This is a genomic window from Cohnella xylanilytica (assembly GCF_014212175.1).
GTDB classification, from domain to species: Bacteria; Bacillota; Bacilli; order Paenibacillales; family Paenibacillaceae; genus Cohnella; species Cohnella xylanilytica.
Window position 1 is genome coordinate 16,130 of record NZ_JACJVR010000053.1, and the last position, 23,399, is coordinate 39,528.

Genomic DNA, 23,399 nt, shown 5'->3' on the forward strand with positions numbered 1-23,399 from the left:
CCATCAGAAGACTTGGTGTAATATTCCACATTATCGCGCAAATTCCTTCTTATAATTGGAAAAACCCGCCCTGAAATTGAAAAAATTTTTTGCTAGCTTCCGCTAGCGACAGATATCGCCGCGATAAGCTCGATTTCGACAAAAACATCCCTTGGCAGTCGAGCGACTTCGACAGTGGAGCGAGCCGGGGTGTGGTCGCCGAAGTGGGCGGCGTACGCCTCGTTGAACGCGGCGAACTGGTTCATGTCCTTCAGGAACACCGTCGTCTTCACGACGTCGCGCAGGGTCGCCCCTTCCGCGGCGAGCACCGCCTTGAGGTTGCTCAGCACCTGGTTGGTCTGCTCGACGATGCCGCCTTCGGCCAATTGGCCGTCCGGCTTCAGCGGGATCTGGCCGGAGGTGAACAGCAGGTTGCCGACGCGCACCGCCTGGGCATACGGGCCGATGGCGGCGGGGGCTTCGGAAGTCGATACGATTCTAAGGCTCATTGGGCTTCCTCCTTGAAAAAGTTGCCTGGCGTAACCGCGATATGGCGGCTCTTCAGATCGACCTCGGTCAGGCGCGCCAGCGACGTGTAATCGTGGAGCAGCCTCTCCTCGTTATCGACCTCGCCGGATTCGACGAAGACGCCGACCCCGGCGACGACGGCGCGGAACTCGTTCAGCAGGTCGATCATTCCCTGAACGGTGCCTCCCGCCTTCATGAAGTCGTCGATGATCAGCACGCGGGACTGCTCCCGCAGAGCCCGGCGGGCGAGCGACATCGTCTGGATCCGCTTGTTCGAGCCGGATACGTAATTGATGCTGACGACCGAGCCTTCCGTCACCTTATGATCGCGCCGGACGATAACGACCGGCACGTTCAGGTACAGGGACGTGGCGTGGGCCAGCGGAATTCCCTTCGTCTCCACCGTCATGATCGCGTCGATGTCGCGATCGGCGAACGCGGTGGCGAACATCTGGCCGACCTCCTGAAGCAGGCCGGGCTGACCGAGAAGATCGGTCATGTATAAGTAGCCGCCGGGCAGCAGCCGATCGGGCTGCTCGAGCTGCCGGCATATCCCCTTGATCTTGTCCAGAGCCTGGTCCTTGCGGCACTTCGGAATGAACCGGACGCCGCCCGCGGCTCCCGCAAGCGTATGCAAATCCCCGATGCCTTCTCCTTCGAACACTTCCTTGATGATCGCCAGATCCTCGCTGATGGAGGACTTGGCGGATTGGTAGCGGTCGGCGAAGGCTGTCAGCGAAATTAACGTATGGGGACGGGCTAATAAGTATTGGGTCATCTCCACGAGGCGCGCGCTACGTTTCAACTTTTTCACGGATCCTCTCTCCCGTCCAAATCCGAATAATTTACCGACATCATAACATCTTTATCCGGTTTTGGGCAAGAAGGCTGCGGAAGTGTGTGGCAATAAAGTTGACATTAACTTGACCTCTTCTTCAATTGGCCAAAATCGGAGGCTTTATGTAAGCAATCTGACCGCGTACACTTCCTTGCAGAAGCCTCTGAGGCCGTTATACAGCCGGGCCACCTTCGATTCCTTGGAGACGAGGCCGAACACCGTCGGGCCGCTGCCGGACATCAGAACGCCGTCGGCTCCCAGCTTCGTCATGACGTCCTTGATCTGGCGCACTTCCGGGTACCGGCCGAGCGTGACCGATTCGAGCACGTTGCCGAGATTGGCGCAGACGTCCGCGAACGATTGGCGCTCGATCGCGTCCAGCATGGCCGGCACGGACGGATGCTCCTTCAGCTCGTTCGCGCGCAGCTTGCCGTACACGTCGGCCGTCGAGACGTTGATCGGGGGCTTCGCCAGCACGACCCAGCATTGCGGAGGGCTCGAGATCGTCTCCAGCTTCTCGCCGCGCCCGGTCGCCAGCGCGGTGCCGCCGCGGATGCAGAACGGCACGTCGGACCCGAGCTCGGCGCCCAGCTCCTCCAGCTCCCGAACCGACAGCCCCAGGTTCCAGAGCCGGTTCAGGCCGCGCAGGGCCGCCGCCGCGTCGCTGCTGCCCCCGGCGAGGCCGGCCGCCACGGGAATATGCTTATCCAGGTGGATATAGACGCCCCGGCTCACGCCGCAGCGCTCCTTCAGAAGCCGCGCCGCCTGGAACGCCAGATTCTTCTCGTCCAGCGGAATGTAGCCGGCGTGGCTGGACAGCACGATCTGGTCGCGGGGAAGCTCGTACATCTCCAGACGGTCGGCGAGATCCACCATCGTCATGATCATCTCGACTTCATGGTAGCCGTCTTCGCGCTTGCGGATCACGTCGAGCAGCAAATTGATTTTGGCCGGAGCCTTCTCGTATATCTTCATCATCATTCATCACCTGCGGGTCAAGTAAGAGCCTCCGGCGCCTTCGGACGCCAGCATTCGGTTCGTTAGAAAGCTTTACATATTATAACAAACCCCCGAAGGAATTGCGATTTTCCCCAAGAGAGCCGTCGGCGGCAGGAAAAGGGCGCAATAAAAGGGCGGTTCCCGCGTCCGTCGGAACGCGCTCCGCCCTTCTTCCGATGCGCGCCCGCTTAGCGCTGCGTGCGCGACAGATTCTGTTCGGCGATCTGGATCGCTCTCTTCACCATGTTGCCGGCATCCTTGGCCTTGATGCCGCCCCAGCCTTCGTTCTGAACGGTATTGTAGAATCCCAGATCCTTGGCCAGCTCGGCTTTGAATTGCTCGGACATCATGCTTCTTCTGCGTCGACTCATCGCCCAGCCCCCTTCGCGCGAGTAACGCCTTGCGGCGTTCGCGATTAGCTTGCCCTTATCGAGGCGGTCCGATTCGACGCTCTAGGGACAGCGGGCGACCGTCTGCGGCGGCGATCCGCCGGCAACAAAAAGAGCAGCCTCGCGGCTGCCCTGCACGAAAATCGTCTCAATGCGACAGGAAGTTGATACGGACTTGGCCCTCTTCGTTGCAAACCATGACTTCAACGGATTCCGTCAGGATGTCCGCATAGCTGTACGAAACCCGCTTGAAAGCATTCTGTTCCTGATCCAGCTTGACGATGAACACCGAAGGGTAAATCTCTTCGAGCACGCCGGTCCGTTCGACGGTCTTCCGGCGGCCTCCATTGGCGCGGAGCATGATTTTGGATCCGACATGCGGTTCCAAGCTTCGCTTGATCTCGATAAGCGCGTTCTTAGCCATGATCCACTACCACCTCTTTCCCTGTAAATTATAACTAAAAAGAGGTGGCATGTCAAGTGGCCAAATATTATATCAGCGATCCCGAATTTCTGTCAACGACTTTTTGCCATGATTTCCGCGGTTTTTTTAAAGTTAGGTCTAAAGTCCGTTATCCAATGCTCGCGCTTGAAGGCATGGCCTTCAGATTCGGGACTCCGATCCGGTACCGGCCCATCGTCTCGATCCCCCCGACCCCCTGCATTCCGCTGATCGTATGGGCGATGACGTCGGAGATATTGATCGTCTCCCGGAACGGCGTGTAGGCCGACCGGACCGCGACGTAGACCGGATCGAGGGCGTGAATCATGATCCGCCCCGGCGAGCTGGCGAAGTTGGAGCCGGCCTGCAGCAGCGCCTCGAAGTGGGACTGGCAGGCGCCGGCGATAACGATAAGCGAATCGCGGTGCTTCTCGTAGTCCCGGGCCACCCGAACCGCCTGGACGAAGTTGACCGAGTTCTTGTAGCTGTTCAGGTCGCTCCAGTCCTTGCGGTTCTTCAGCACGCCGTCGTGGCCGGTAATGACGACGATGTCCGGCCGGACGAGGGGCAACAGATGCAGCAGCGCCTGAGGCATCTGCGACTCGTGGCAGTGCGCGCCCTCCGCCGGAACCTGCAGCTGGCTGTAGACCGCCATACTCTTCTTCAGGTAATTGATGTCCCCGTCGAGGTGGAGCACCTTGCCGGGCATCTCGAAGTACGACCGGCGCGGATTCGCGCCGCCCGTCATCGCTGAATAAGGCGAGCTGAGCTGCTCCCGTTCTTCTCTCATCCGCCTGAGCGATTCGTTCGCCTGGATCCGCGCCCGGCGCGTCCCGCCCAGCTCGTCCGGATTGCGCACCGATTGGAGGTCGTCGAGACGCGAGTCCGCCAAGAGACGGTAGTCGGTCCCGCGAAGTACGGCCATTTGGTCGTGAAGAGACGCGATTCGGAACAGCATATCCCCGCCATAAGATTTGCGGACGACCAGGTCCCCCTGCTTCATGGGCAAATCACCTCTTCGTGTATCCTATGGAGGCGAATGACACATGGTGCAAGGCGATCGGAATCAGCCGAGCATGCCCGCTTCGGAGAGCGCCTCCGTCAGCGCGGCGAATTCCTGTAGCGATAAGGTCTCCCCCCGCCGCTCCGGCTCGATGTCGATGCTCCTCAGCAATTCGCCGAGCTCGGCCTTGCGCTCCTTGCCCGCGAGCGCGGCCAGATTGTTGCCGAGCGTCTTCCGGCGCTGGGCGAACGCGGCGTGGACGACACGGAAGAAGCGCGCCTCGTCGGCGACGGCGACGGCCGGCTCGGCCCTGCGTCCGAGGCGAATGACGGCCGAGTCGACGTTCGGCGCCGGAATGAACGCCCCCGAGGGCACGACGCAGACGAGCTCCGGCTCGCAATAGTACTGCACGGCGATGCTGAGCGTGCCGTAATCCTTGCCGCCGGGCTTCGCGGCCATCCGCTCGGCCACTTCCTTCTGGACCATGACGACGATCGATTCGAGCGGCAGCCCTTCCTCGAGCAGCTTCATGATGATCGGCGTCGTGACGTAATAGGGCAGGTTGGCGACGACGCTGACGCCCTCCAGGCCGGAGAACTGCTCCTCCCACAGCCGGTGCAGGTCGGTCTTCAGCACGTCGGCGTGAACGACGCTGACGTTCCCGTAATCGGCGAGCACGTCGCGCAGAATCGGAATGAGCCGGTTGTCGATCTCGACGGCGGCGACGCGTCCCGCTTCCCGGGCGAGACGCTCCGTCAAGGCGCCGATGCCGGGTCCGATCTCGAGCGCCCCCTTGGCTTCGGTAAGGCCGGCCGCCGCGACGATCTTGTCCAGAATGTTCTTGTCCACCAGGAAGTTCTGACCCAGGCTCTTCTTGAACGTGAAATTATGCTTGCGGATAATATCCTTGGTCCGGTTCGGAGTCGCGATATCCGCTCCGCCGGGGAAGCTTGGGTTCGTCATGCTCTAGATTCCTTCTCTCTCCAATTGTTCCAGCGCTTCCGCGAATTCCTTCCGAGTGATGCGGAACGTGGAACAGCGCTTGTGGAATTGCTTCCCGTTCGCATAGCCGATGCCGAGCAGCTCCCCCATCCGCTCCCTTCGCCTCGCCGCCGAACCGTGCACGATGAGGCCGGCGTCCAGCAGGTCGCTCCATTCGATCTCGGCAGCCCCGCCGCCCTCGCCCGCTTCCGGGGTGCGCACCTGCTCGAGAGCCCGGCGGATCGCCTCCGGGGCGGCATGCTCGACCCCGATGCCGTCCTTGCCCCTCGCCTCGTCCTTCGTCAGGAACGCATGCTTGCAATCGGGTACGCGCGCCGCGACGATCTTGCGAATCCGCTCCCCCGGAGCGTCCGGATCGGTGAACACGATGACGCCGCGCCTCTCCTGCGCCAGCTCGATCCTGCGCAGCACCGACTCGTTGATCGCGGAGCCCCCGGTCTCGATCGTGTCCGCCTCCAGCGCCCGCCGGACGGCGACGGTGTCCTCCTTGCCCTCGACCACTATCACTTCTCGAATCATCGTCCGGACGCTCCTTCGACATATTCAGCCGTTCATGCAGACTCCGTTTATTATAACAAAAAAGGCGCCGCCCTAGAAACGAGCCGAAGGACCGCCTCTGACGGCGGTCCTTCGCCCCTTCCGGCGCGACGCCTTCCCGCTTCGATCCTCCTCAGCCGGCCGCCTTGCCCGAGGCTTCGCCCCCCTTCGCCCCCGCCGGCAGTCCGGCCCGCTTGGCCGGAGAAGCCGGCTTGCCGCCGAGCAGGAAGCTCGAGCCCGGCACCCACCGGTAGACGCTCGCGGCCGTGAACCATGCCAGCAGCAGGCAGAGGGGCGCCCCGAACCAGATCCAGGCCGCATACGTCAGCGATTCGATCGGGATCGTGTAGCGGAACCTGCGGTAGACGAGCAGGAACACCGGGTGCAGCAGGTAGATGGCGAACGACAGCGCCCCGATTCGGGCCAAGACGGCGACGACGGCGGGGGACGCCTTCCGGTAGACCCAATAAGCCGCATGGAACAGCACGAAGACGGACAGCAGCGAATGCGCGTTCCAGAGCAGCTCGTACCAGAGCGTGCCGACCCACTTGCCGTAGGCGCGCCCGTTGTGGTACAGCTGCACGTGAATCATGGCGACGGCGAACCAGCCCAGCCATATTCCCGCGATGGCCAGCTTGCGGAATCGGGGCTGGCTCCGGAGATCCCTGTTCAGCCATTCCTTGAACGAATCGAAGTAGACCGCCAGCACGAGCCCCAGCATGTAATAGGACATGTACGTCGGAGCGTAGCTGGCCTTGTCCTTCAGGTTTAGATCGTATTTGTTCCAGAGGGCGAACGCCCATTCGATCGCCAGGCCGAGAGGCAGCGCCCAGAGAACGAGCTTCGGCCAGCGCCGGAACAGGAGCAGCAGCAGCGGGAAGAGCAAGTAGAACTGCACGTTGATGAAGACGAAGTAGAGATGCGTGTACGCCGTCCCCGTCGCGAGCCCTCGCCCCAGCTTCGCCAGATGCCAGCCGGCCGGCTGGCCGAGGTTGCCGTTCACCGCCTGCGAGACGATGTAATAGCACACGGACGCGACGAGGTACGGAATGACGATATAGAGCAGCCGCTTGGAATAGAACCGGGAGATGAGCCTCCCGTTCACCGGCCTGCCGAAGTAATTGTAGAACAGAACGAAGCTGCTTAGGAAAATAAAGCAGGGCGTGCCGAACTTGAAAAAGATGTTCACCCAATTGAAAAAGTAATAATACGGCGACTCGACGGCCTGGACGCCGGCCGCGTACGAAGTGGCATGCACGTGGATGACGCCGAGAATGGCGAAGGCCCGGAATAGATCGAGCTCGGGAAGACGTTCCCTTCCGTCCGGAGATTTCATTAGACATCGGCTCCTTCGTTGGGATCTGGCGTCTTGGGTCTCTCGGTTTGACGATTGGAAAGGACTCGAGGTTGCGGAAAAAAACGGAAATAAAAGAAGCTCCGAAGGTTAAAAAAAAGAAGAAGAGGCCTAAGCCTCCCCCCTTCGCTTGCCGCGTTATCCCGCATATGCTTCTATCGATGCGCCCTGCGGATGGCATCCCTGGAGCGCGCGATCCTGCCGCCGCCTTCCCGAACGCGGGAGGCGGGGCCTGCCGGCGGCCCGCCTTAATCGGCCGACGGCTTGACGGGTCCGATCACGTACACGGTATACCCGCGCTTCATGCCGAACTTGTTCGCGTATTTCTCGCTGTCGTAATACACGTCGATCTTCTTGCCCTTGACGGCGCTGCCCGTATCTTCGGCTCGGCGGAAGCCGATGCCTTCGATGTAGACCCACCATCCGAGGGGGATGACGTCCGGATCGACGGAGATCGTCCGTCCTTCGGATACTTTGGTTCCCGAGGCCGTAATGCCGTAGCCCGGGTCTCCCTTGTCCTTGCCGGTCGATTCCGGCCCGGCCGTATAGGCGGTCAAGGTGACGTTGCTGAGCACGCTCTTCACCTTGACCGTCCGGCCGTTCAGCTTCAGCGTCTTCGCGTCGGCCGAGGCTTCCGCCTGGACGTCGTACGAGAGCGCCGCGACGGCCGGCTTCTTCTTCGTGCCCACCGCGACGATCTTCGGCACGGCGGATTGGGCGATCGCCTTCGACAGCATGCGGTCGCTGACGAGGCGTCCGTCCTCGTAGACCTTCTCGAACTTCTTGACGATCAAGCCCGGCTTCCCGGTCTGGACGACCTTCTGCTTGCCTTGAAGCAGCGTGGCGTCCTTCTTCTCCACGACCGTGAATTGAACGGGGATCTTCGCTTCCTTCACTTCCTTGGTGACGCGAACGATGCGAATCTTCATCCCGTCGTAGACCGGGGCGTCCGGAGCCGGATAGATCTTGTCGTGGGCTCCCAGTTGGACGTTCAAGGACGACAGCGCGTCCTTCACCGTCTCTTCGGTCGTATATTGGACGGCGTTCTTCCCGTCCGCGATCAGCGTTACGCTCGCGGCCCGATCGATGACGATCGTGCTGCCGTCGCCGAGATCGGCGTTAAGCGGCGGCGAGAGCTGATCGTACGGACCGACGGCGATGTTGTGCTCTTGGAACAACGAACGCACGTCGGAAGAACGCGTATGGATGACGGTAGATTTCCCGCCGTCCACGACGGTCACGCTCATGGCGGACGCGCCGTGCAGCAGCATTAAGAACAAGATGGTTAGAGCAAAAGAGAGAATTGCGCTGAGAAGAATTACACGCAAATGCTCATGCTTCCATCGCGCTGCGATAAGCTTGCCGGTCGGTCGTGGATCATGGGTGCTCCCTAATGGAACAACGCCCATTTTCTCGTTCCTCCTTCATAGCCCCGCCGTCGACTGTTACGCATGACTACGTCTGACGCGACTATCCTTTTTTGATAACGGCGCGATCGTTCGCGTGGAAGCGGCTATCACGCGAAGAAGCGCCGCCTTGCCCAGTATCGAATCCCGGTTCCTTGCGGCTTCCGGCATCTCCCGTCATGCGTTACGCCAAAAACGGACAACAAAAAAAGCCGACGACAGAGGATCTGTTCGTGGCTTCCGCTCGAGTAACGAATGGGGAAATGGGCAGCACGAGGTGACCTCTCTCTAACACGCTTACGAGGTTAGCTGTCGGGTTCGGGCAAAGAGAGTCGCCCTATCCGCTTCTTCGGCGCCCGATCGGATCCGATCGATGGCCGCGTCGGCGGAATTCACCCCAAGATTGCTCAGCCGCGCGTGGCGGACGGACAAGTTCCGCATCGCGCGTCGGGTCCCCCGTTCTCCTCATCGGAGATTAAGCGTACTGGAAAAGGGATGCCATATTCAAACTCTTGTTGATGATGATAACCTCTCGGCGCTGGCGGTGTAAAGAAGGGTCAACGGACGAAATCGACCGATTATCGGGAAAAACGGGCTTATTCTAAGCTGAACGTCAAGGAAAAACACTTTTATCAGAGAACAGAACGATTTTCCTCGCTATGGAAGCGTTTTATCTCGTCAGTCCCAAACAGCGGCGGCTATTTTCCGTCGTTAATTTTGCAATTTCTTCCACGGAAATCCCTTTTATTTCCGCCGCCGACTCGGCCACCAGACGGACGAACGAGGACTCGTTCCGCTTCCCCCGATGGGGGTGGGGAGCCAGATAAGGAGCGTCCGTCTCGATGAGCAGACGGTCGTCCGGCACCTTCGCCAGCACCTCCTTCGGAACCCTCGCGTTCTTGAACGTGACCGGCCCTCCGAAGGAGATATAGAAGTTCATGTCGAGGCATAATTTGGCCGTCTCCCAGCTACCGGAGAAGCAATGCATGATGCCGCCGACCTCGGAGGCGCCCTCTTCGCGAAGCAGCCGGACGACGTCCTCGTGAGCGTCTCGGTTATGGATGACGATCGGCTTCTTCATCCGCTTGGCGAGCCGGATCTGCTCGCGGAATACCGTATGCTGAACGTCCTTCGGGGACGTGTCCCAGTAGTAATCGAGACCGATCTCTCCGATCGCGACCACCTTCGGGTGGGAACAGAGACTCTCGATCCAGGCCAGATCCTCCTCCAGCCTCATGTCGATCGCGTCGGTCGGGTGCCAGCCCACGGCCGCGTAGATGAACGGATACTTCTCGGCGAGAGCCATCGTCGTCGGGATCGTCTCCCGGTTGAAGCCGATGTTGACGATCGCGTCGATTCCCGCTTCCCTCGCCCTCTCGATGACCTCTTCGCGATCGCTGTCGAACTTCGGGGAATCCAGATGCGCGTGCGTGTCGATTAGCATGTCGGATAACGTCTCCTCTCTGTCGGTTCGCGCGTTAGCTCTGCGCGTTAGCTTCGCGCGATAGCTCTATAGATGGAATAGCTCCCGGGTCTCCCGTCTTAAGACGGACGCGCGTTTCAGAAGCTCTTCCTGGGGGTAATAGATGTAGTATTTCCCTTGGTGCAGGCCGGCGATCGACCGGATAATCTCGGATCTCCCGGAGATCTCCGCGATTCCGTCCTTCTCGTCGAGAAGAAGAATGGGCGGCTTGTCCTTGCCGCCGGTCCCCGTGCCCGGCTTATAGACATCGTACGGAAGATCGACGGGCGTGTCCATCTCGAGATGGTACTCCGGATCCAGACCGATCCGGGCCCACTCCCGCTTCAGCTCGTCGATGAACGACGAATCGCAGCTCTCCAGGGTTATGTACTTATAGAGGCAACGGTTCAGGAAGCGGCGGCACAGATCGGCGAGAAGAGGATCGTCTTCCCGGATCCATTGGCCGAACGCCGTCTGGACGGTCGAGTCGTCAAGCGACAGGTAATCTGCCACCGTCAGAGCGCCTTCGAACAATTGACGAAGCTGCGGAAGAAGGAATCCGAACCGGTAGCCGTCCCGATACAGCTCTCCCGCCCTGCGGAAGATTTGACGCAGCAGAATGTCCGAGCTTCGCGTCACCGGATGGAAGTAAACCTGCCAATACATCTGGTAACGGGCCATCAAGTACGCTTCGACCGCGTGCATGCCGCTCTCCTTGACGACGATCGTCCCTTGATGCGGCCGAAGCACGCGCAGAATGCGGTCCAGATCGAAGGAGCCGTAGTTCACCCCGGTGAAGTAGGCGTCCCGAAGCAGGTAATCCATCCGGTCGGCGTCCATCTGGCTGGATACGAGGCTGACGACGATCGGCTTGTCGTACGTCTTGCGGATAACGTCGGCGACTCTGCGGGGGAAGTCCTCGTCGACTTCCTTCAGAACCCGATGGATGGCCGTGTCGCCGAGGATGATGTCGCACGTCCATTTCTCGTGATCGGTCCGGAACACGTGTTCGATAGCGTGGGAAAAGGGACCGTGTCCGACATCATGCAACAAAGAAGCGCATAAACTTACCAATTTTTCCTCTTGCGGCCAATCCTTGTATCTATTACGCTCAAATTGGTTGATGATCTTGCGCGTGATCTCGTAGACGCCGAGCGAATGGGAGAACCGGCTGTGCTCCGCTCCATGGAACGTCAGGTACGTCGTGCCGAGCTGGCGAATTCTCCGCAGCCGCTGGAACTCCGGCGTGTTGATGAGCTTCCAGATCGTGTCGTCCTGGACGTAGACGGCATGATGCACCGGGTCTTTGAATACCTTCTCTTCCTCCAAGGGTCGAAACATTGAGTCGCACCTCCAACGGTATATTCCGGGATTCGACAATATTATTCGACAAACATCCCGAAACTATTGTCGAATAATGTCGTTTAATAAAACAGGCCCTTTTGCCGCTCTATCGCATGTGGAACCCCTCTTTGTTCTTAAATCTTCCTCATTAATCCGCATAAATGGGCTTTTTTTTGTAAAATTGTCTTATTGGCGCTGTTGACTTATTTGGGAATGGTTGGTATGATAGAAATCGGAAATTAGAGAATTTTGTCGAATGATGACGAAATTACAATTCGCATTCTTCGCATTCCTGGATGCTGTACTTTTTGATTTTCATTTTAACCTGAAAAGAGGGAGTTTCCAAATGATGAAATCTACGGGAATTGTACGCAAGGTCGACGAGCTGGGACGGGTGGTCATTCCGATCGAATTGCGCCGCACGCTCGGCATCGGGGAGAAGGACGCACTCGAGATTTACGTGGACGGGGAGCGCATCATGCTGAAGAAGTACGAGCCCGCCTGCATCTTCTGCGGCAACGCGGAGAGCGTCGTTTACTTCAAAGGCAAAATTGTTTGCAGAGATTGTTTGAAGGATTTACCTTCACCTGTGACAAATTAAAGAAAAGTGTGCTATAATAGAAAACGAAGTCTACCAATTGTTAATTCTAACCTTTTTATATCTCCTTGCAACCCTCCCGAGCTGTTCCCGGGAGGGATTTTTTTGTCATTCGCGGAACTTCGCTTCCAGCTTCGTTGTCGCCGAAGCGGACCGGCATGAACCGGACCGGCCTTCTCCTTATTGTTCTTCCCCGAGCAGTGCCTGGTATACGTCGCGGCGGGACAGTCCGCGGTCGTTCGCGGCGAGCTTCATCGCTTCCTTGCGCGGGTGTCCCGCTTCCTCGTAATGCTTCACGTGCGCATGAAGCGGCAAGCTCGACCACCAGCTCTCCGAACCGCCGGAATCCGCGTCGGAATCGGCCTTCGCGGGCTCGTTCCCGCCAGTTCCTTCTATTATAATACAGCACTCTCCGAGCGGCGGATGCTCCTCCAGGTAATCGGCGCAAGCCTGCGCCGTTCCCCGGATCGCTTCCTCGTGCCGCTTCGTCAGCTCGCGGACGATAGCCACCCGGCGATGGCCCCACTTGGCGGCGAGCGCCGACAGCGTCTTCTTCAGCCGATGCGGGGCTTCATAGAGGAGGATCGTTCCCGGTTCGGAGCCGATGGCGTCGAGGAACCGGGCGAGCCCCTTGCGGTCGCGGGGCGGGAAGCCCGCGAACAGGAACCGGTCCGTCGGCAGGCCGGACATGATGAGCGCCGACAAGGCCGCGTTCGCTCCCGGGATCGGCACGACCGGGATGCCTTGGGCGACGGCTTCGGCGACGAGATCCGCGCCGGGGTCCGAGATCGCGGGCAGGCCGGCGTCGCTGATGAGGGCGATGCTCAGGCCCTCCTGCAGAAGCCGGATAAGCTCCGGCCCGCTCGCGTCCTTGTTATGCTCGTGGTAGCTGACGAGCCGCTTGGCGATCTCGAAGTGCGACAGCAGCTTGCGCGACTGCCGCGTGTCCTCGGCGGCGATGAGATCGACCTCGCGCAGCGTCCGGACGGCCCGGAACGTCATGTCCTCCAGATTGCCGATCGGAGTGGCGACCAGATAGAGCGTTCCGGGCTTCTCCCGGGGAGCGAAGCTCTTCTGCACGGTCACCTGGGATGGTTCCTGTTCGCGATTCGACCCGCTCATTCGTCGTCCCCCTTCCTTTCGCTTCGCTGCTCTCCGTCGCGCAGTTCCTCGCCGCGCGGCTCCGCCGCTTCCGCGCCGACGTCCGCCAATTCCCCCTTGCGTCCGTAGAACACGTCCAGCAGCTCCTGCGTATATTGCCTTTCCTTCTTATAGACGATCAAGGGAGGGAGCAGCCGAATCTCCGGCTTCCCTTCCTTCAGCGCCTCGATCAGCACCATGTTCGCTTCCGTATCCGCGCGGGAATGCACGAAGCGAATCCGCTTCGGCTCCAGCGCGTGGCGCCGCATCGACTCGATGATGTCGGCGAGGCGGGAAGGCCGATGAACCATCGACACCCTACCCCCTCGGCGGACGAGCCGGGAGCACGCCGCCGTCACGTCTTCGAGCGTGCAGCCGATCTCGTGCCGCGCCATCGCCAGGTGCGGATTCTCCTTATGCTCACCCGAACGAACCGGCATATAAGGCGGGTTCACCGTCACGGCGTCGTATGCCCCTTCGGGGCTGGCGTATTCCTTCAAGTCGCCCTCGACGATCGAGACCCGGTCCGACAGCCCGTTCAGGCCGACGCTCCGCCGGGCCATGTCGACCAGCCGGGGCTGAATCTCGACCCCGTCGATACGCGCTTCCGTGCGGGTAGTCAAGAGCAGCGGGATCACCCCGTTGCCGGTGCACAGATCGAGGACCCGGCCGCGCGGCGGAACGCCCGCGAACCGGGCGAGCAGTACCGCATCGAGGGAGAAGCTGAATACCTCGGGGCTCTGGATGATTTTCAACTCGTAGGTCAGCAGATCGTCCAAGCGCTCGCCCGGCTGCAGATTCGTGGTATGCGGCATTCCTTATCCATCCATCCTATCCCGAATTGGTCTCTCTTAAGCTTACTTGATTTGCGAACCGATTGCACATGCACCCGGTATCCGTCTATGGCTGCCGAAGACTTCGGCTCTCAGCGCAAACAGACCCCGTCGTCCCGGAAGACGAGGGGCCCCGATACCTGGAATCGATTATTGCGCCAGCAGCAGCACGATGGAGAACAAGCCGAAGCAGACGTGCAGCAGGTAGAGGAACGAGACGACCTGCACCGGCTTCATGCCCGTCGCCAGAAGCCGGTAATGAACCTGGGACGTGTCGGCTTGGTAGATCGGAACGCCCTTCAGGAGCCGGACGACGACGACCCGGAGGTTGTCGAGAATCGGCACGCCGATGGCGAGAATCGGGATGAACAGGGAGAGCAGCGTCGCCTGCTTGAACGCCCCGTCCAGCGCGACGACGCCGAGCATGAAGCCCAGATACGTCGCCCCCGCGTCGCCCATGAACACCTTCGCCGGAGGGCGGTTGTAGAACAGGTAGCCGATGGAGACGCCGACCGTGATGACGGCCATCATCGCCGAGCCCTGCTGCCCCATGACCAACGCGACGACGAGCAGGGTGCCGCCCGAGATGGCGGACAGACCGCCGGCCAGCCCGTCCATTCCGTCGGAGAAGTTGATGACCGTCGTCACCCCGAAGATCCAGAGGACGGTGAACAGGAAGGACAGCCACCCGGGCAGTACGACGTAAGCGCCGTTCACCGGGTTCTCGAAGCCGGCGAACACGATGCCGGAGGCGTAGACCAGAACGGCCGCCGACATCTGGACGACGAACTTGGGCAGCGCCGGGAACTCGCGCCCGTTCGTCTTGAACCAGTCGTCGACCAGACCGATCGCCAGCACCAGGGCGCCGCCGCCGAGGATGGCCGCGGTCTGCTGCCACGAATCGCGGATGAAGAGCAGGTAGACGGCCGAGAAGGCGGCGAAGATCGCGAGGCCTGCGGTCAGCGGGATCGGTTCCCTATGTATCTTGCGCGAGCTGTCGGATCGGGGCTTGTCCACGAAGCCGATTCGAAGCGCGAACTTCTTCAATGGAGGAATGAGGACGAGAACGATTGAACAGGCAAGCGCGAAGGCTAGAAAATAAATCATCTTCGGCTCCTTTCGCTTCATAGGATCGAATGATCGAGATGACCGCGATGATCGCGATGATCGCGGCGAAGGCGGTATTCGCTTCTTCGATTGTATTCGGTAAAGTTTGACATTGTCAACGGAGGCGTAGCGGAGCTTCTATAGGTGCGCTTGAATTGCGTTTGATTTGCGCCTGGTTCCCATTTCGACGGGGACCGGAGCCATGGGATTCGGATTGGAACGATGAACTAAGCTTACGATTTCCGAATTCCCCCCATGCCGAGAGTCCGTCAGCGAATAAAAAAAGCCGTTCTCCCAGAACGGGGAACGGCGGACCTTTATCACCTTACTTGCTGAGGAACGATAAGCAGAACAGGCAATCGCCTTCCATCCGCAGATGTCCGTAATAAACGTTGCAAATATGAAACCCTTCATGATAGAGGCGGGCCAAATTATCGTAACCTTCCCCGACAGCGACGGCGAGCGCCTCCTTGTCCTGGGTCTTGGCGGCGGCCGGTTCTTCCGTCGCCTCGCCAAGCGCCGGCGCCTCCGCTGTCGTCTCACGCTTCAATACTTTGCGCAATTGCTGGTTCTCGATCCGAAGCCGTTGATTCTCTTCGAGCAGTTCCTTGATCTTCAGCTTCAGTTCGCCGAAGTCGGAATGCATCTGGCCCAGCTGCGATTCGAGTTCATCCACGCGAAGGAAAATATCGTTCATCTACAACTTACACCTCAAGCATCAGGTTGTGTCGAGACGGTTATTTGACCACAACGTCTTCAAAAGACAGTTCTTTGACTTTGCCGAGGTCGAATAATTGGACATGTACCATGCGACTGCCGATGTTGAGGCCGACGACCTTGCCTTCGCCGAAGGAAGTGACGACGAACTTGCCGACGGCAGGCATCTCTTCCCTCGCGCTCTCGTAATTGTCGTGCTCGTACTTCAGGCAGCACATCAACCGTCCGCATAACCCCGATATCTTCGTCGGATTCAGCGACAAATTCTGATCCTTCGCCATCTTGATAGAGACGGGCTCGAAGTCCCCGAGCCACGACGAGCAGCATAGAATGCGCCCGCACGGCCCGATTCCGCCCAGCATCTTGGCCTCGTCGCGCACGCCGATCTGCCTCAGCTCGATGCGGGTCCGGAAGACGCCGGCGAGATCCTTCACCAGCTCCCGGAAGTCGACGCGCCCTTCGGCCGTGAAGTAGAAGATGATCTTGTTCCGGTCGAACGTGTATTCCACGTCCACCAGCTTCATCTTGAGCTGATGGTCCCGAATCTTCTGCAGTCCGATCGCGAAGGCGTTCTTCGCCGCGTTGCGGTTCTCCTCGACGGCGCGGGCGTCGTTATCTCCCGCTACCCGGATGACCTTCTTCAGCGGCAGGACGACGTCGGACTCTCCGACCGTCTTCGGTCCGATGACGACGGTGCCGTACTCGACGCCTCTGGCCGTCTCCACGATAACGTGCTGATCCTTGGATACCGGGTGCTCGGCGGGGTCGAAATAATAGACTTTGCCCGCCTTCTTAAAGCGGACGCCGACAACATCGTACAAAATCTACCCCTCCCGCGAGTTCACCAGAAATTGCTCCAGGGCCAACTGCGGCTGCACATTCGCCTTGATGCGCCTAGCCGCGGTCAGCGCCAGTTCCATCGCCCTGACCCAGCTGTCCATGCTGCGGCTCCAGGCGTTCTTGGCGATCCAATCCGCCTGATCGGAGAACACCATTCTCTTCTCCCGACCGGTCATGACGTAAATCATATCTCTATACCACAAGGCAAGCATCTGCAACAAGGTGTCTATATGTTCCGAGAGATCCGTCTTGAAGACCTGCTGTTGCGCGGTGAGCAGAACGGCAGGGAACCGGGACGGCATCTCCTTGCCTAATTGTATCACTACGTTCCGAATTTCTGCAAACCAATTCTCTTCGGCCAGCGCCCGGCTCGCTTCGAGTCCGGAAGCGAGATGGACCGCCGTCCGGGCCAGCAGCGGAGGCTTGCCTTCCTCGACCAGCGCCCGCTCGAGCTCCTGCGGATCCCCCGGGACGAAGGGGACAAGCTGGGTGCGCGAGAGAATGGTCGGCAGCATCGACTGCGCGCTCGGCGCGATCAGAATCGCCACGACGGGCGACGGCGGCTCCTCCAGGAACTTGAGCAGGCTGTTGGCCGCCTGGACCGTCATCGTCTCCGAACCTTCTATTATATATACCTTCCTGCCCGCTCCCGCGGTCCGATAGGAGAGCTCCCTCTGCAGCTCGCGGATCTGCTCGATCTTGACGCTCGAGCCGTCCGGCGAGATCACGTGGAGATCGGGATGGTTCCCGTGCATCACCTTGCGGCACTGCAGGCATTCCCCGCAGGCGTCCGCTTCCTGCCTCTCGCAGAACAGGGTCTGCGCGAACGCCTGCGCCATGGCGCGCCGGCCGCTTCCGGACGGACCCGCGAACAGGTAAGCATGCGCCACCTTGCGGGAGCGGATCGCGTTCTGCAGCAAGGTGCGGGCGCGCGGTTGGGCGGGAACGTCGCGTAACGCCATCGATCCATACACTCCTAGAAAACCAAATTAATAAGAAGGCCGCGAATCTCCCCGACCTTCTCCAGAAGCTCGATCCGTCCTTCCTCGCTCTGCAGCAGCTCTTCGCCCATCGCGACGAGAAGGGCGTCGACTTCCTCGAGAATCTTGTATCTCTTGCCTCTCCCGCGCTTGTCCCAGCCCCGGGTCTCCTTCAGCTTGATTCCCCGCCGAAGGGTATCCTCCAGGAAGCTCTTGACCATCATCCGGTACAGCTTCAGCTCCCGGACGGTAAGCGAGCGCATCAGCCGATCGCCCTGCAGCCGGATATCCTCCAGCTTGCGCTGGAGCTCCTCCATGCTGCGGCCCTCTTCCTGATGCTGCAAGAAGTCCCCGAACGTCTGGGCCGGAGCCTGCCTAGGCGGGGAATCGCTCCGCTGAACGGTCTTGTTCAGCGGAGGGTAGCCAGGTTGGATCTTCACGATTCATCACCGCAGCTTCGTTAGAAATGTTCGAATCGTTCGACCGGGAGCACGAATACGGCGGCGCCTCCGACCTGAACCTCGACCGGGAACGGAATATACGAATCCGCCGCGCCGCTGACGGGCGAGACGGGAGTGACCAGTTGATCCCGAACCTTGCAATTGGCGCGAATGACGTCGAGCACCTGCTGGACGCGTTCATCCTCGATTCCGATCAGAAACGTGGTGTTGCCCGCCCGCAGGAATCCCCCGGTGCTCGCCAGCTTCGTGGCGCGGAAGCCTTCCTTGATCAGCGCGTTCGATAGCCGGTTGCTGTCCTTGTCCTGAATGACCGCAATGATCAATTTCATTCGCTTGTCCTCCTTCAGTATCGGGAATCGGTTCCTACTTTATATAATTAGACGCCATACCGGAAAATTCCTCTATTCTTCGCGCTACTCTTGGCTTGCGCCTTCGCTCAGCTTGGCCGACACGATCGCCCATGCTTCCGCGGCGACCTCATCCGCCGGCTTCGAAGCGTCCAGCGTCACGATCCGTCCGGGATTGCGGCCGGCGATCAGCCGGTACCCTTCCCGAACGCGCCGGTGGAACGCCATGCCTTCCACGTCGAGCCGGTTGACCTCCCGCGATCCGTTGGCATGGATACGCGCCTGGCCGACTTCCGGATCGAGATCCAGATACAGCGTCAGATCCGGCTCGATGCCCTCCGTCGCGAAGCGGTTGATCTGTCCGACCTCCTCGATGCCGAGCCCGCGGGCATAGCCCTGATACGCCAGGCTGCTGTCGACGAACCGGTCGCAGACGACCGTCGTTCCCCGCCCGAGCGCCGGGAGCACCTTCTCGGCCAAGTGCTGCCGCCGCGCCGCCGCGTACAGCAGCGCCTCCGTGCGCGCGTCCATCGCCGTATTCTCGCGCCCGAGGACGATCGCCCGGATCGCTTCGGCGATCGGAATTCCCCCCGGCTCCCTCGTGAACATAACCTCGCGTCCCGCATCCGCGAACCGCTTCTGCAGCGTCGAGATCAGCGTCGTTTTCCCCGTGCCTTCTCCGCCTTCGATCGTGATGAACAATCCCTTGGACACCCGACTTGCTCCTTCCGCTCTATTACCCCTTGCGTGTATATATCAACCGAACGCATCCATACGCGGCGCCGAATAAGACGCTTACTACCATCATATCAAAGCAGACGTTAAACATAAACAAATGCTTGCCCAGATCGGCCTCCCCGTCCCCGATAAGCGGAATGACGAACGAGAACAGCCCCGCGAAGGCGACGACGGCCAGCGTCTCGAGCGCGAACCGCACCCCCCGCGAACGGGTCCGAAGCCGCCATACGGCCGCGATCGCCAAGTATGCGAAGAAGAAGAGGGCGAATCCCGCGAGCGAACGGGGCCAGTGCCGGTGCTTCCATTCGCTCCACGAGCTGAACCGATAGCTTAGCGTTCCCGGCTTCTTGCCCGCTTCCTTCTCGAAATTTCCCAGGTAATAGGGGCGAACCATCGATCCGCTCTCGGCGGCTCTCTTCAGCTTGGCGACGAACCGGTCCGGATGCTTCAGATAGAACAGCGCGATATCCTTGTGGCCGAGCTTCTCAAGCACTTCCCGCCTCAGCGTCGGATCTCTCTGGGGAATCACCGTGTTTTTCTGAAAATAATTGGTTCCCGCGAGCCCCGCATACTTCTCGGGGATGCCAAGCTCCCGCATATCGGAAGCGACATCGGGAGAATCTTTAAGCACGCCGTAGAAGATCGACTGGTACAGGTTCGTATGCACCAAACGGTTAGGGGCGGCGACCAGCATAATCGCGGAGCCGAGCGCCAGAATGCCCGCGCACGCGAGCGTCCGGCGGCGCCAGCTCCGGTCGTCCGGACGCAGCGCCGCGAGCCGCCAGGCGAGCAGGCCGAACACGAAGCCGAGCGGCGCGTTCTGGATCTTGGCCGTCGCGACCGCCAGCGCCGCCGCCGTGAACAGCGCGAGCAAGCCGCCGGACGGCTTCTCCGCGGAAGCCAGCGCCGAGGACACCGCGAGGAGCATGCCGACGAGCGCGTACGGCTCGCCGAAGAACGAATGGAAGTAGGCGACGTACCCGATGTCCGCGAAGATCCAGACGAAGACGCCGCCAAGAATCGACGCCAGAACGGCCGTCGCCCGCTTGCCGGCGAACGCCGGGGAATGCCGGACGATCAAGGCGATCGCCGTCAACAGAAGGGCGAGGTAGCAGACTCCCAGGTAGCGGATGTCGTAATGGGAGGCGTTGAAGAGGCGCGAGATCCATCCGGATATCGCCACGAGGAGGATATGGGTGGAGACGTAGCCGCCCTGCGTATAGCCTCCGTAGGCATAATCGGCTTGGGCGTAGGCGAAGTATCGTTCCGCATACGGTTCGTTCGGATGCAAGGGGGCTATGCCGGATACGCCCATGACGCGCGAGAAGTCCCCGTTGTCGGCCACCCCGACGACCGGAGGAATCAGAATCAGAACCATAATGAGCACGCCCGCCGCCAGAACGCACACCCATGCGATCGGCTTGCGAACATCCGCTATCGTACGAATCTCGGCTTCCTCCTCGTCGTCGGCTTGTACTCCGCTTAGCTTCTTGCCACCCGCACCGTTCCAAGCGTGCCGTCCTCGGCTCCCTGGATGCGGGCTCCCTGCTTCCGCCATTGATGAAGCTCCCGGATGATCGCGGGAGTAATGGTCTCGCCGGGGTAGAGCGCGGGGATTCCCGGCGGGTACGGGATAATCCACTCGGCGGACACTCGGCCCTCCGCCTCCTCCAGCGGTACCGGTTCGGAATCCTCCGTCTCCGCTCCGCGGCTCAGGACGACCGGTTCCGGGATCTCCTCGGGGTAGGCGGGAAGGGCTCTGAAGATAAGATTCGGCTGCGGGTCCCGCAGCTCGTATTTGACCGCGATCTTCTCCAGCGCGGCGAGCAGCCTCCTTCCGTCCTCGGGGCGCGATCCGGTCCCGAGAGCCAGAACGACGTAGCGGTCGTCGGCCATCTCGGCGGAGCAGCCGTGCTTCTCCAGTTCGGCTTGAAGACGGAAGCCGTCCAGCGTCCCGCTCGCATCGAACAGCGTCAGCTTCAGCGGATCGATCCGGACGTGCGGTCCGGCGGGGACGATGCCATACGCGCTGTCGGCCAATACGGCGCGGATCTCGCCCGCCGTCCGGAGCGCTTCCGCGAACGCTTCTTCCTTCCTCGCATGCAGTTCGCGCCGGGCGAGGTCGAGCGAGGCCAGAATGGGGTAGGAAGGGCTGGAACTTTGTATCATTCGCAAGTATTGCCGAATCGACGCCCGAGATACCCGGTCTCCCTGCATATGCAGATAGGCGCCCATCGTCATCGCCGACAGCATCTTGTGCGCCGATTGAACCACGATGTCGGCTCCCGCCTGCAGTGCGCTCTCGGGAAATGCCGAATGCCGTCCGAAATGCGGGCCGTGCGCTTCGTCCACCAGGACCGGGATGCCCATCGCGTGGGACTCCCGCACGATCGGGGCAAGCTCGACGCTCATCCCGTAATAGTTCGGATTGGCGAGCAGCAGCCCCTTCGCGTCGGGATGGCGGCGCAGCGCCTCCCGCACCGTATCCGCGGAGGGAGCGATCGCAAGCCCTGAGCCGGGATCGATCGCAGGCGGGAGGAAGACGGTCCTGGCGCCCGACAGCATAAGGCCGTGAATGACCGATTTATGTACGTTGCGCTGTACGAGGAGCAGCTCTCCAGGGCGGCAGACGGCCAGAATCATCGCCAGATTGCCGGCCGTGCTTCCTCCGACCAGGAACCGGGTCTCCTCCGCTCCGAAGCAATCCGCGGCCAGAGCCTCCGCTTCCGCGATGACTCCCTCCGGATGGTGCAGGTCGTCCGTATCCGGCAGCTCCGTCACGTCCAGCGGCAGCAGCTCCGCGAACCGGCGAGACGCGTCGCCGACGGCGGCGGTCCACTCGGCGCGCTGCTTATGTCCGGGCACGTGGAAGGCGGCCGGGTTGTTCCCGGCGCGTCTCGCCAACGCTTCATACAAGGGGGCCCGTTCGGCGTCTAGCGGCATTTTCCCATCATCCTCTGTTCCGGTATCGTATTACGGTCTATTATACCAGAGCAGGCGGGACGTCAAAGAAAAACCGCCAGTCCCGCGGATAACGGAACTGACGGCGGCATCGGACAGAGGATTCCCGAATCCCCGCTGAGGGAGCGTTAAGCATGGAATCGGACCCACAGCTGCCGAAGCTGACGAACGAAGAACGGATATCTCTCGTCTTCCACTTTGGTGTTGACCATCTCGGATTCGCAAGAGGTACAGATGAATTCGGTTACGATCTGAATGCCTTCTTCCTTCGGCTGGCCGCAGACCATGCAAGTTCTCGTCCCTTCTTGATCCATCGCCATCCCCGCCTTCCAGACTCTTATAGCTTCAGTATGGGGCAAATTCTATGAAAATATACATGAAAAACATAACATTCGCTCTTCATAACGCCGATAGTAAAAATCAGAAGGAGTATGGCCGAGGAGAAACGCGCAATGACGGAATCTACGCAAGAACGCGAAGCCACGATCTATCATTATAAGCTGGTGCGGAAGATCGCTCTCCGTCCGGAGATGAAGTATAGCCATCTGACGACCGCCCTTATGGGAGTAGCCGTGATCGGGGTGCTGTACGGTTGGATGGGCCTGCTCTATGCCGTCGTCGGCCTGCTGCTCATGCTGGTCGTTCACGCCGTCGTGCTGCGGCTCACGCTCCGGCGCGTGGACGAGCCTTCCGAGAGGCGCTGGGCCTTCCGGTTCGAGCTGCCGTGGATCGGTCCGCTGCCGATCATGGATACGAACCTGTCCCTCTTCCGCCGGCTGCACCTGCACCTGCTGCTCGTCGGCTGCTGCTTCGCCGGGCTGTTCTACCCTTGGGCGAACGCCGCGCTGCTCGTCGCGATGACGTATTGGCACTTCTGGCTGATCGCCCCCCGTTTAACCTTGCTTCTGCGCACGTGGCGCGAGAAGGGAGACGGCGTCATCCGGCTCGAGGCGAAGGAAGTGTCCTACTACCATCGATAAGAAGCTTAATCACGCATCCCGTTCGCCGGGATGTTTTTTTGTTTCTCTTCTTGTTTGAAAATAATAACGAAGAAGAGGAGCTCCCGAAGGAACTCCTCTTCCTGTTTGCCCGGCGACTTCCTACTCTCCCAGGACCCTGCGGTCCAAGTACCATCGGCGTTAGAGGGCTTAACGGTCGTGTTCGAGATGGGAACGCGTGGAACCCCTCTGCCATCATCACCGGACAAGTATTCAAGGTTTGCCGACAACCGACCACGACGAGCGTCGCTGGATAACGGTTGCTGCTTACACCCTGATAACCGGATACGAAACGTTTATGCGTGTTAGAATCATCAACCCTGTGCTGGCTTATTTGGATAAGCCCTCGACCGATTAGTACTCGTCAGCTGCACACGTTGCCGCGCTTCCACCCCG

The 23,399-nt window shown here is 60.3% G+C and carries 26 protein-coding genes, 1 rRNA gene and 1 riboswitch; of the genes, 2 read left to right on the forward strand and 25 right to left on the reverse strand.

All coding sequences use genetic code 11. The features are described 5' to 3' along the window. Positions 1-92: 92 nt before the first annotated feature. From H7B90_RS13735 to H7B90_RS13790, 12 genes are all read right to left on the reverse strand, one after another. A complete protein-coding gene (locus tag H7B90_RS13735) occupies positions 93-488 on the reverse strand; it encodes a RidA family protein (RefSeq protein ID WP_185136458.1) in 396 nt (131 codons plus the stop codon). Then, complete coding sequence (purR, locus tag H7B90_RS13740) at positions 485-1,321, reverse strand: pur operon repressor (protein ID WP_185136459.1); 837 nt, start codon at positions 1,319-1,321, stop codon at positions 485-487. The genes H7B90_RS13735 and purR overlap by 4 nt, the downstream gene beginning before the upstream one ends. 144 nt (positions 1,322-1,465) lie before the next feature. Next, positions 1,466-2,320, reverse strand: coding sequence for a 4-(cytidine 5'-diphospho)-2-C-methyl-D-erythritol kinase (gene ispE, locus H7B90_RS13745; protein WP_185136485.1), 855 nt, complete (start codon positions 2,318-2,320; stop codon positions 1,466-1,468). Positions 2,321-2,532: 212 nt separating this feature from the next. Further along, the gene (locus tag H7B90_RS13750; protein ID WP_185136460.1) at positions 2,533-2,715 is read right to left on the reverse strand and encodes a small, acid-soluble spore protein, alpha/beta type; all 183 of its coding nucleotides are present in this window, start codon (positions 2,713-2,715) and stop codon (positions 2,533-2,535) included. Between the two features lie 166 nt (positions 2,716-2,881). Next, a complete protein-coding gene (gene veg, locus H7B90_RS13755) occupies positions 2,882-3,157 on the reverse strand; it encodes a biofilm formation stimulator Veg (RefSeq protein ID WP_185136461.1) in 276 nt (91 codons plus the stop codon). A gap of 148 nt (positions 3,158-3,305) precedes the next feature. Then, positions 3,306-4,178, reverse strand: a complete 873-nt coding sequence (yabG, locus tag H7B90_RS13760) for a sporulation peptidase YabG (RefSeq protein WP_185136462.1) — start codon at positions 4,176-4,178, stop codon at positions 3,306-3,308. Between the two features lie 63 nt (positions 4,179-4,241). Continuing rightward, on the reverse strand, positions 4,242-5,141 hold the full coding sequence (gene rsmA, locus H7B90_RS13765) for a 16S rRNA (adenine(1518)-N(6)/adenine(1519)-N(6))-dimethyltransferase RsmA (protein WP_185136463.1): 900 nt from the start codon (positions 5,139-5,141) through the stop codon (positions 4,242-4,244). 3 nt (positions 5,142-5,144) lie between these two features. Next, the gene (rnmV, locus tag H7B90_RS13770; protein ID WP_185136464.1) at positions 5,145-5,699 is read right to left on the reverse strand and encodes a ribonuclease M5; all 555 of its coding nucleotides are present in this window, start codon (positions 5,697-5,699) and stop codon (positions 5,145-5,147) included. Positions 5,700-5,850: 151 nt separating this feature from the next. Next, the gene (locus H7B90_RS13775) at positions 5,851-7,053 is read right to left on the reverse strand and encodes an acyltransferase (RefSeq protein WP_185136465.1); all 1,203 of its coding nucleotides are present in this window, start codon (positions 7,051-7,053) and stop codon (positions 5,851-5,853) included. Between the two features lie 266 nt (positions 7,054-7,319). Further along, positions 7,320-8,318: a resuscitation-promoting factor gene (locus H7B90_RS13780; RefSeq protein WP_306421804.1), complete on the reverse strand. Its 999-nt coding sequence runs from the start codon at positions 8,316-8,318 to the stop codon at positions 7,320-7,322. 438 nt (positions 8,319-8,756) lie between these two features. After that, positions 8,757-8,969, reverse strand: a riboswitch (cyclic di-AMP (ydaO/yuaA leader). Between the two features lie 178 nt (positions 8,970-9,147). Beyond that, on the reverse strand, positions 9,148-9,921 hold the full coding sequence (locus H7B90_RS13785) for a TatD family hydrolase (protein ID WP_185136467.1): 774 nt from the start codon (positions 9,919-9,921) through the stop codon (positions 9,148-9,150). Positions 9,922-9,987: 66 nt separating this feature from the next. Beyond that, positions 9,988-11,280, reverse strand: coding sequence for an HD domain-containing protein (locus H7B90_RS13790; RefSeq protein WP_185136468.1), 1,293 nt, complete (start codon positions 11,278-11,280; stop codon positions 9,988-9,990). 352 nt (positions 11,281-11,632) lie between these two features. Here H7B90_RS13790 and H7B90_RS13795 point away from each other — a divergent pair, with 352 nt between their 5' ends. Beyond that, the gene (locus tag H7B90_RS13795) at positions 11,633-11,884 is read left to right on the forward strand and encodes an AbrB/MazE/SpoVT family DNA-binding domain-containing protein (RefSeq protein WP_512699113.1); all 252 of its coding nucleotides are present in this window, start codon (positions 11,633-11,635) and stop codon (positions 11,882-11,884) included. A gap of 177 nt (positions 11,885-12,061) precedes the next feature. Here H7B90_RS13795 and rsmI read toward each other — a convergent pair whose 3' ends face one another. From rsmI to H7B90_RS13855, 12 genes are all read right to left on the reverse strand, one after another. Then, positions 12,062-13,003, reverse strand: a complete 942-nt coding sequence (gene rsmI / locus H7B90_RS13800) for a 16S rRNA (cytidine(1402)-2'-O)-methyltransferase (protein WP_185136470.1) — start codon at positions 13,001-13,003, stop codon at positions 12,062-12,064. Then, a complete protein-coding gene (locus H7B90_RS13805) occupies positions 13,000-13,836 on the reverse strand; it encodes a tRNA1(Val) (adenine(37)-N6)-methyltransferase (RefSeq protein ID WP_185136471.1) in 837 nt (278 codons plus the stop codon). Before H7B90_RS13805 ends, rsmI begins: the two co-directional genes overlap by 4 nt. Positions 13,837-14,004: 168 nt before the next feature. After that, entirely contained in the window at positions 14,005-14,961 is a 957-nt protein-coding gene (locus H7B90_RS13810; protein ID WP_185136472.1) for an MraY family glycosyltransferase, read from the reverse strand. 325 nt (positions 14,962-15,286) lie between these two features. Beyond that, positions 15,287-15,658, reverse strand: a complete 372-nt coding sequence (yabA, locus tag H7B90_RS13815) for a DNA replication initiation control protein YabA (RefSeq protein WP_185136473.1) — start codon at positions 15,656-15,658, stop codon at positions 15,287-15,289. A 40-nt stretch (positions 15,659-15,698) separates the two neighbouring features. Further along, positions 15,699-16,499 (reverse strand): PSP1 domain-containing protein, encoded by an 801-nt coding sequence (locus H7B90_RS13820; protein WP_185136474.1) that lies wholly within the window; start codon positions 16,497-16,499, stop codon positions 15,699-15,701. Between the two features lie 3 nt (positions 16,500-16,502). Next, complete coding sequence (gene holB / locus H7B90_RS13825; protein ID WP_185136475.1) at positions 16,503-17,480, reverse strand: DNA polymerase III subunit delta'; 978 nt, start codon at positions 17,478-17,480, stop codon at positions 16,503-16,505. A gap of 14 nt (positions 17,481-17,494) precedes the next feature. Beyond that, positions 17,495-17,938: a YaaR family protein gene (locus H7B90_RS13830; RefSeq protein ID WP_185136476.1), complete on the reverse strand. Its 444-nt coding sequence runs from the start codon at positions 17,936-17,938 to the stop codon at positions 17,495-17,497. Between the two features lie 20 nt (positions 17,939-17,958). Beyond that, entirely contained in the window at positions 17,959-18,288 is a 330-nt protein-coding gene (gene darA, locus H7B90_RS13835; protein WP_185136477.1) for a cyclic di-AMP receptor DarA, read from the reverse strand. A gap of 84 nt (positions 18,289-18,372) precedes the next feature. Further along, on the reverse strand, positions 18,373-19,020 hold the full coding sequence (tmk, locus tag H7B90_RS13840) for a dTMP kinase (RefSeq protein WP_185136478.1): 648 nt from the start codon (positions 19,018-19,020) through the stop codon (positions 18,373-18,375). Positions 19,021-19,042: 22 nt separating this feature from the next. Then, complete coding sequence (wsfD, locus tag H7B90_RS13845; RefSeq protein ID WP_185136479.1) at positions 19,043-20,602, reverse strand: glycan biosynthesis hexose transferase WsfD; 1,560 nt, start codon at positions 20,600-20,602, stop codon at positions 19,043-19,045. Continuing rightward, entirely contained in the window at positions 20,527-21,987 is a 1,461-nt protein-coding gene (locus tag H7B90_RS13850) for an aminotransferase class I/II-fold pyridoxal phosphate-dependent enzyme (protein ID WP_185136480.1), read from the reverse strand. The genes wsfD and H7B90_RS13850 overlap by 76 nt, the downstream gene beginning before the upstream one ends. 146 nt (positions 21,988-22,133) lie before the next feature. Beyond that, complete coding sequence (locus H7B90_RS13855) at positions 22,134-22,319, reverse strand: sigma factor G inhibitor Gin (RefSeq protein ID WP_185136481.1); 186 nt, start codon at positions 22,317-22,319, stop codon at positions 22,134-22,136. Positions 22,320-22,457: 138 nt separating this feature from the next. Here H7B90_RS13855 and H7B90_RS13860 point away from each other — a divergent pair, with 138 nt between their 5' ends. Further along, the gene (locus tag H7B90_RS13860; protein ID WP_185136482.1) at positions 22,458-22,985 is read left to right on the forward strand and encodes a transposase; all 528 of its coding nucleotides are present in this window, start codon (positions 22,458-22,460) and stop codon (positions 22,983-22,985) included. 107 nt (positions 22,986-23,092) lie between these two features. Here the strand turns inward: H7B90_RS13860 and rrf are convergent. Next, positions 23,093-23,209 (reverse strand): 5S ribosomal RNA (rrf, locus tag H7B90_RS13865). Positions 23,210-23,399 lie beyond the last annotated feature (190 nt).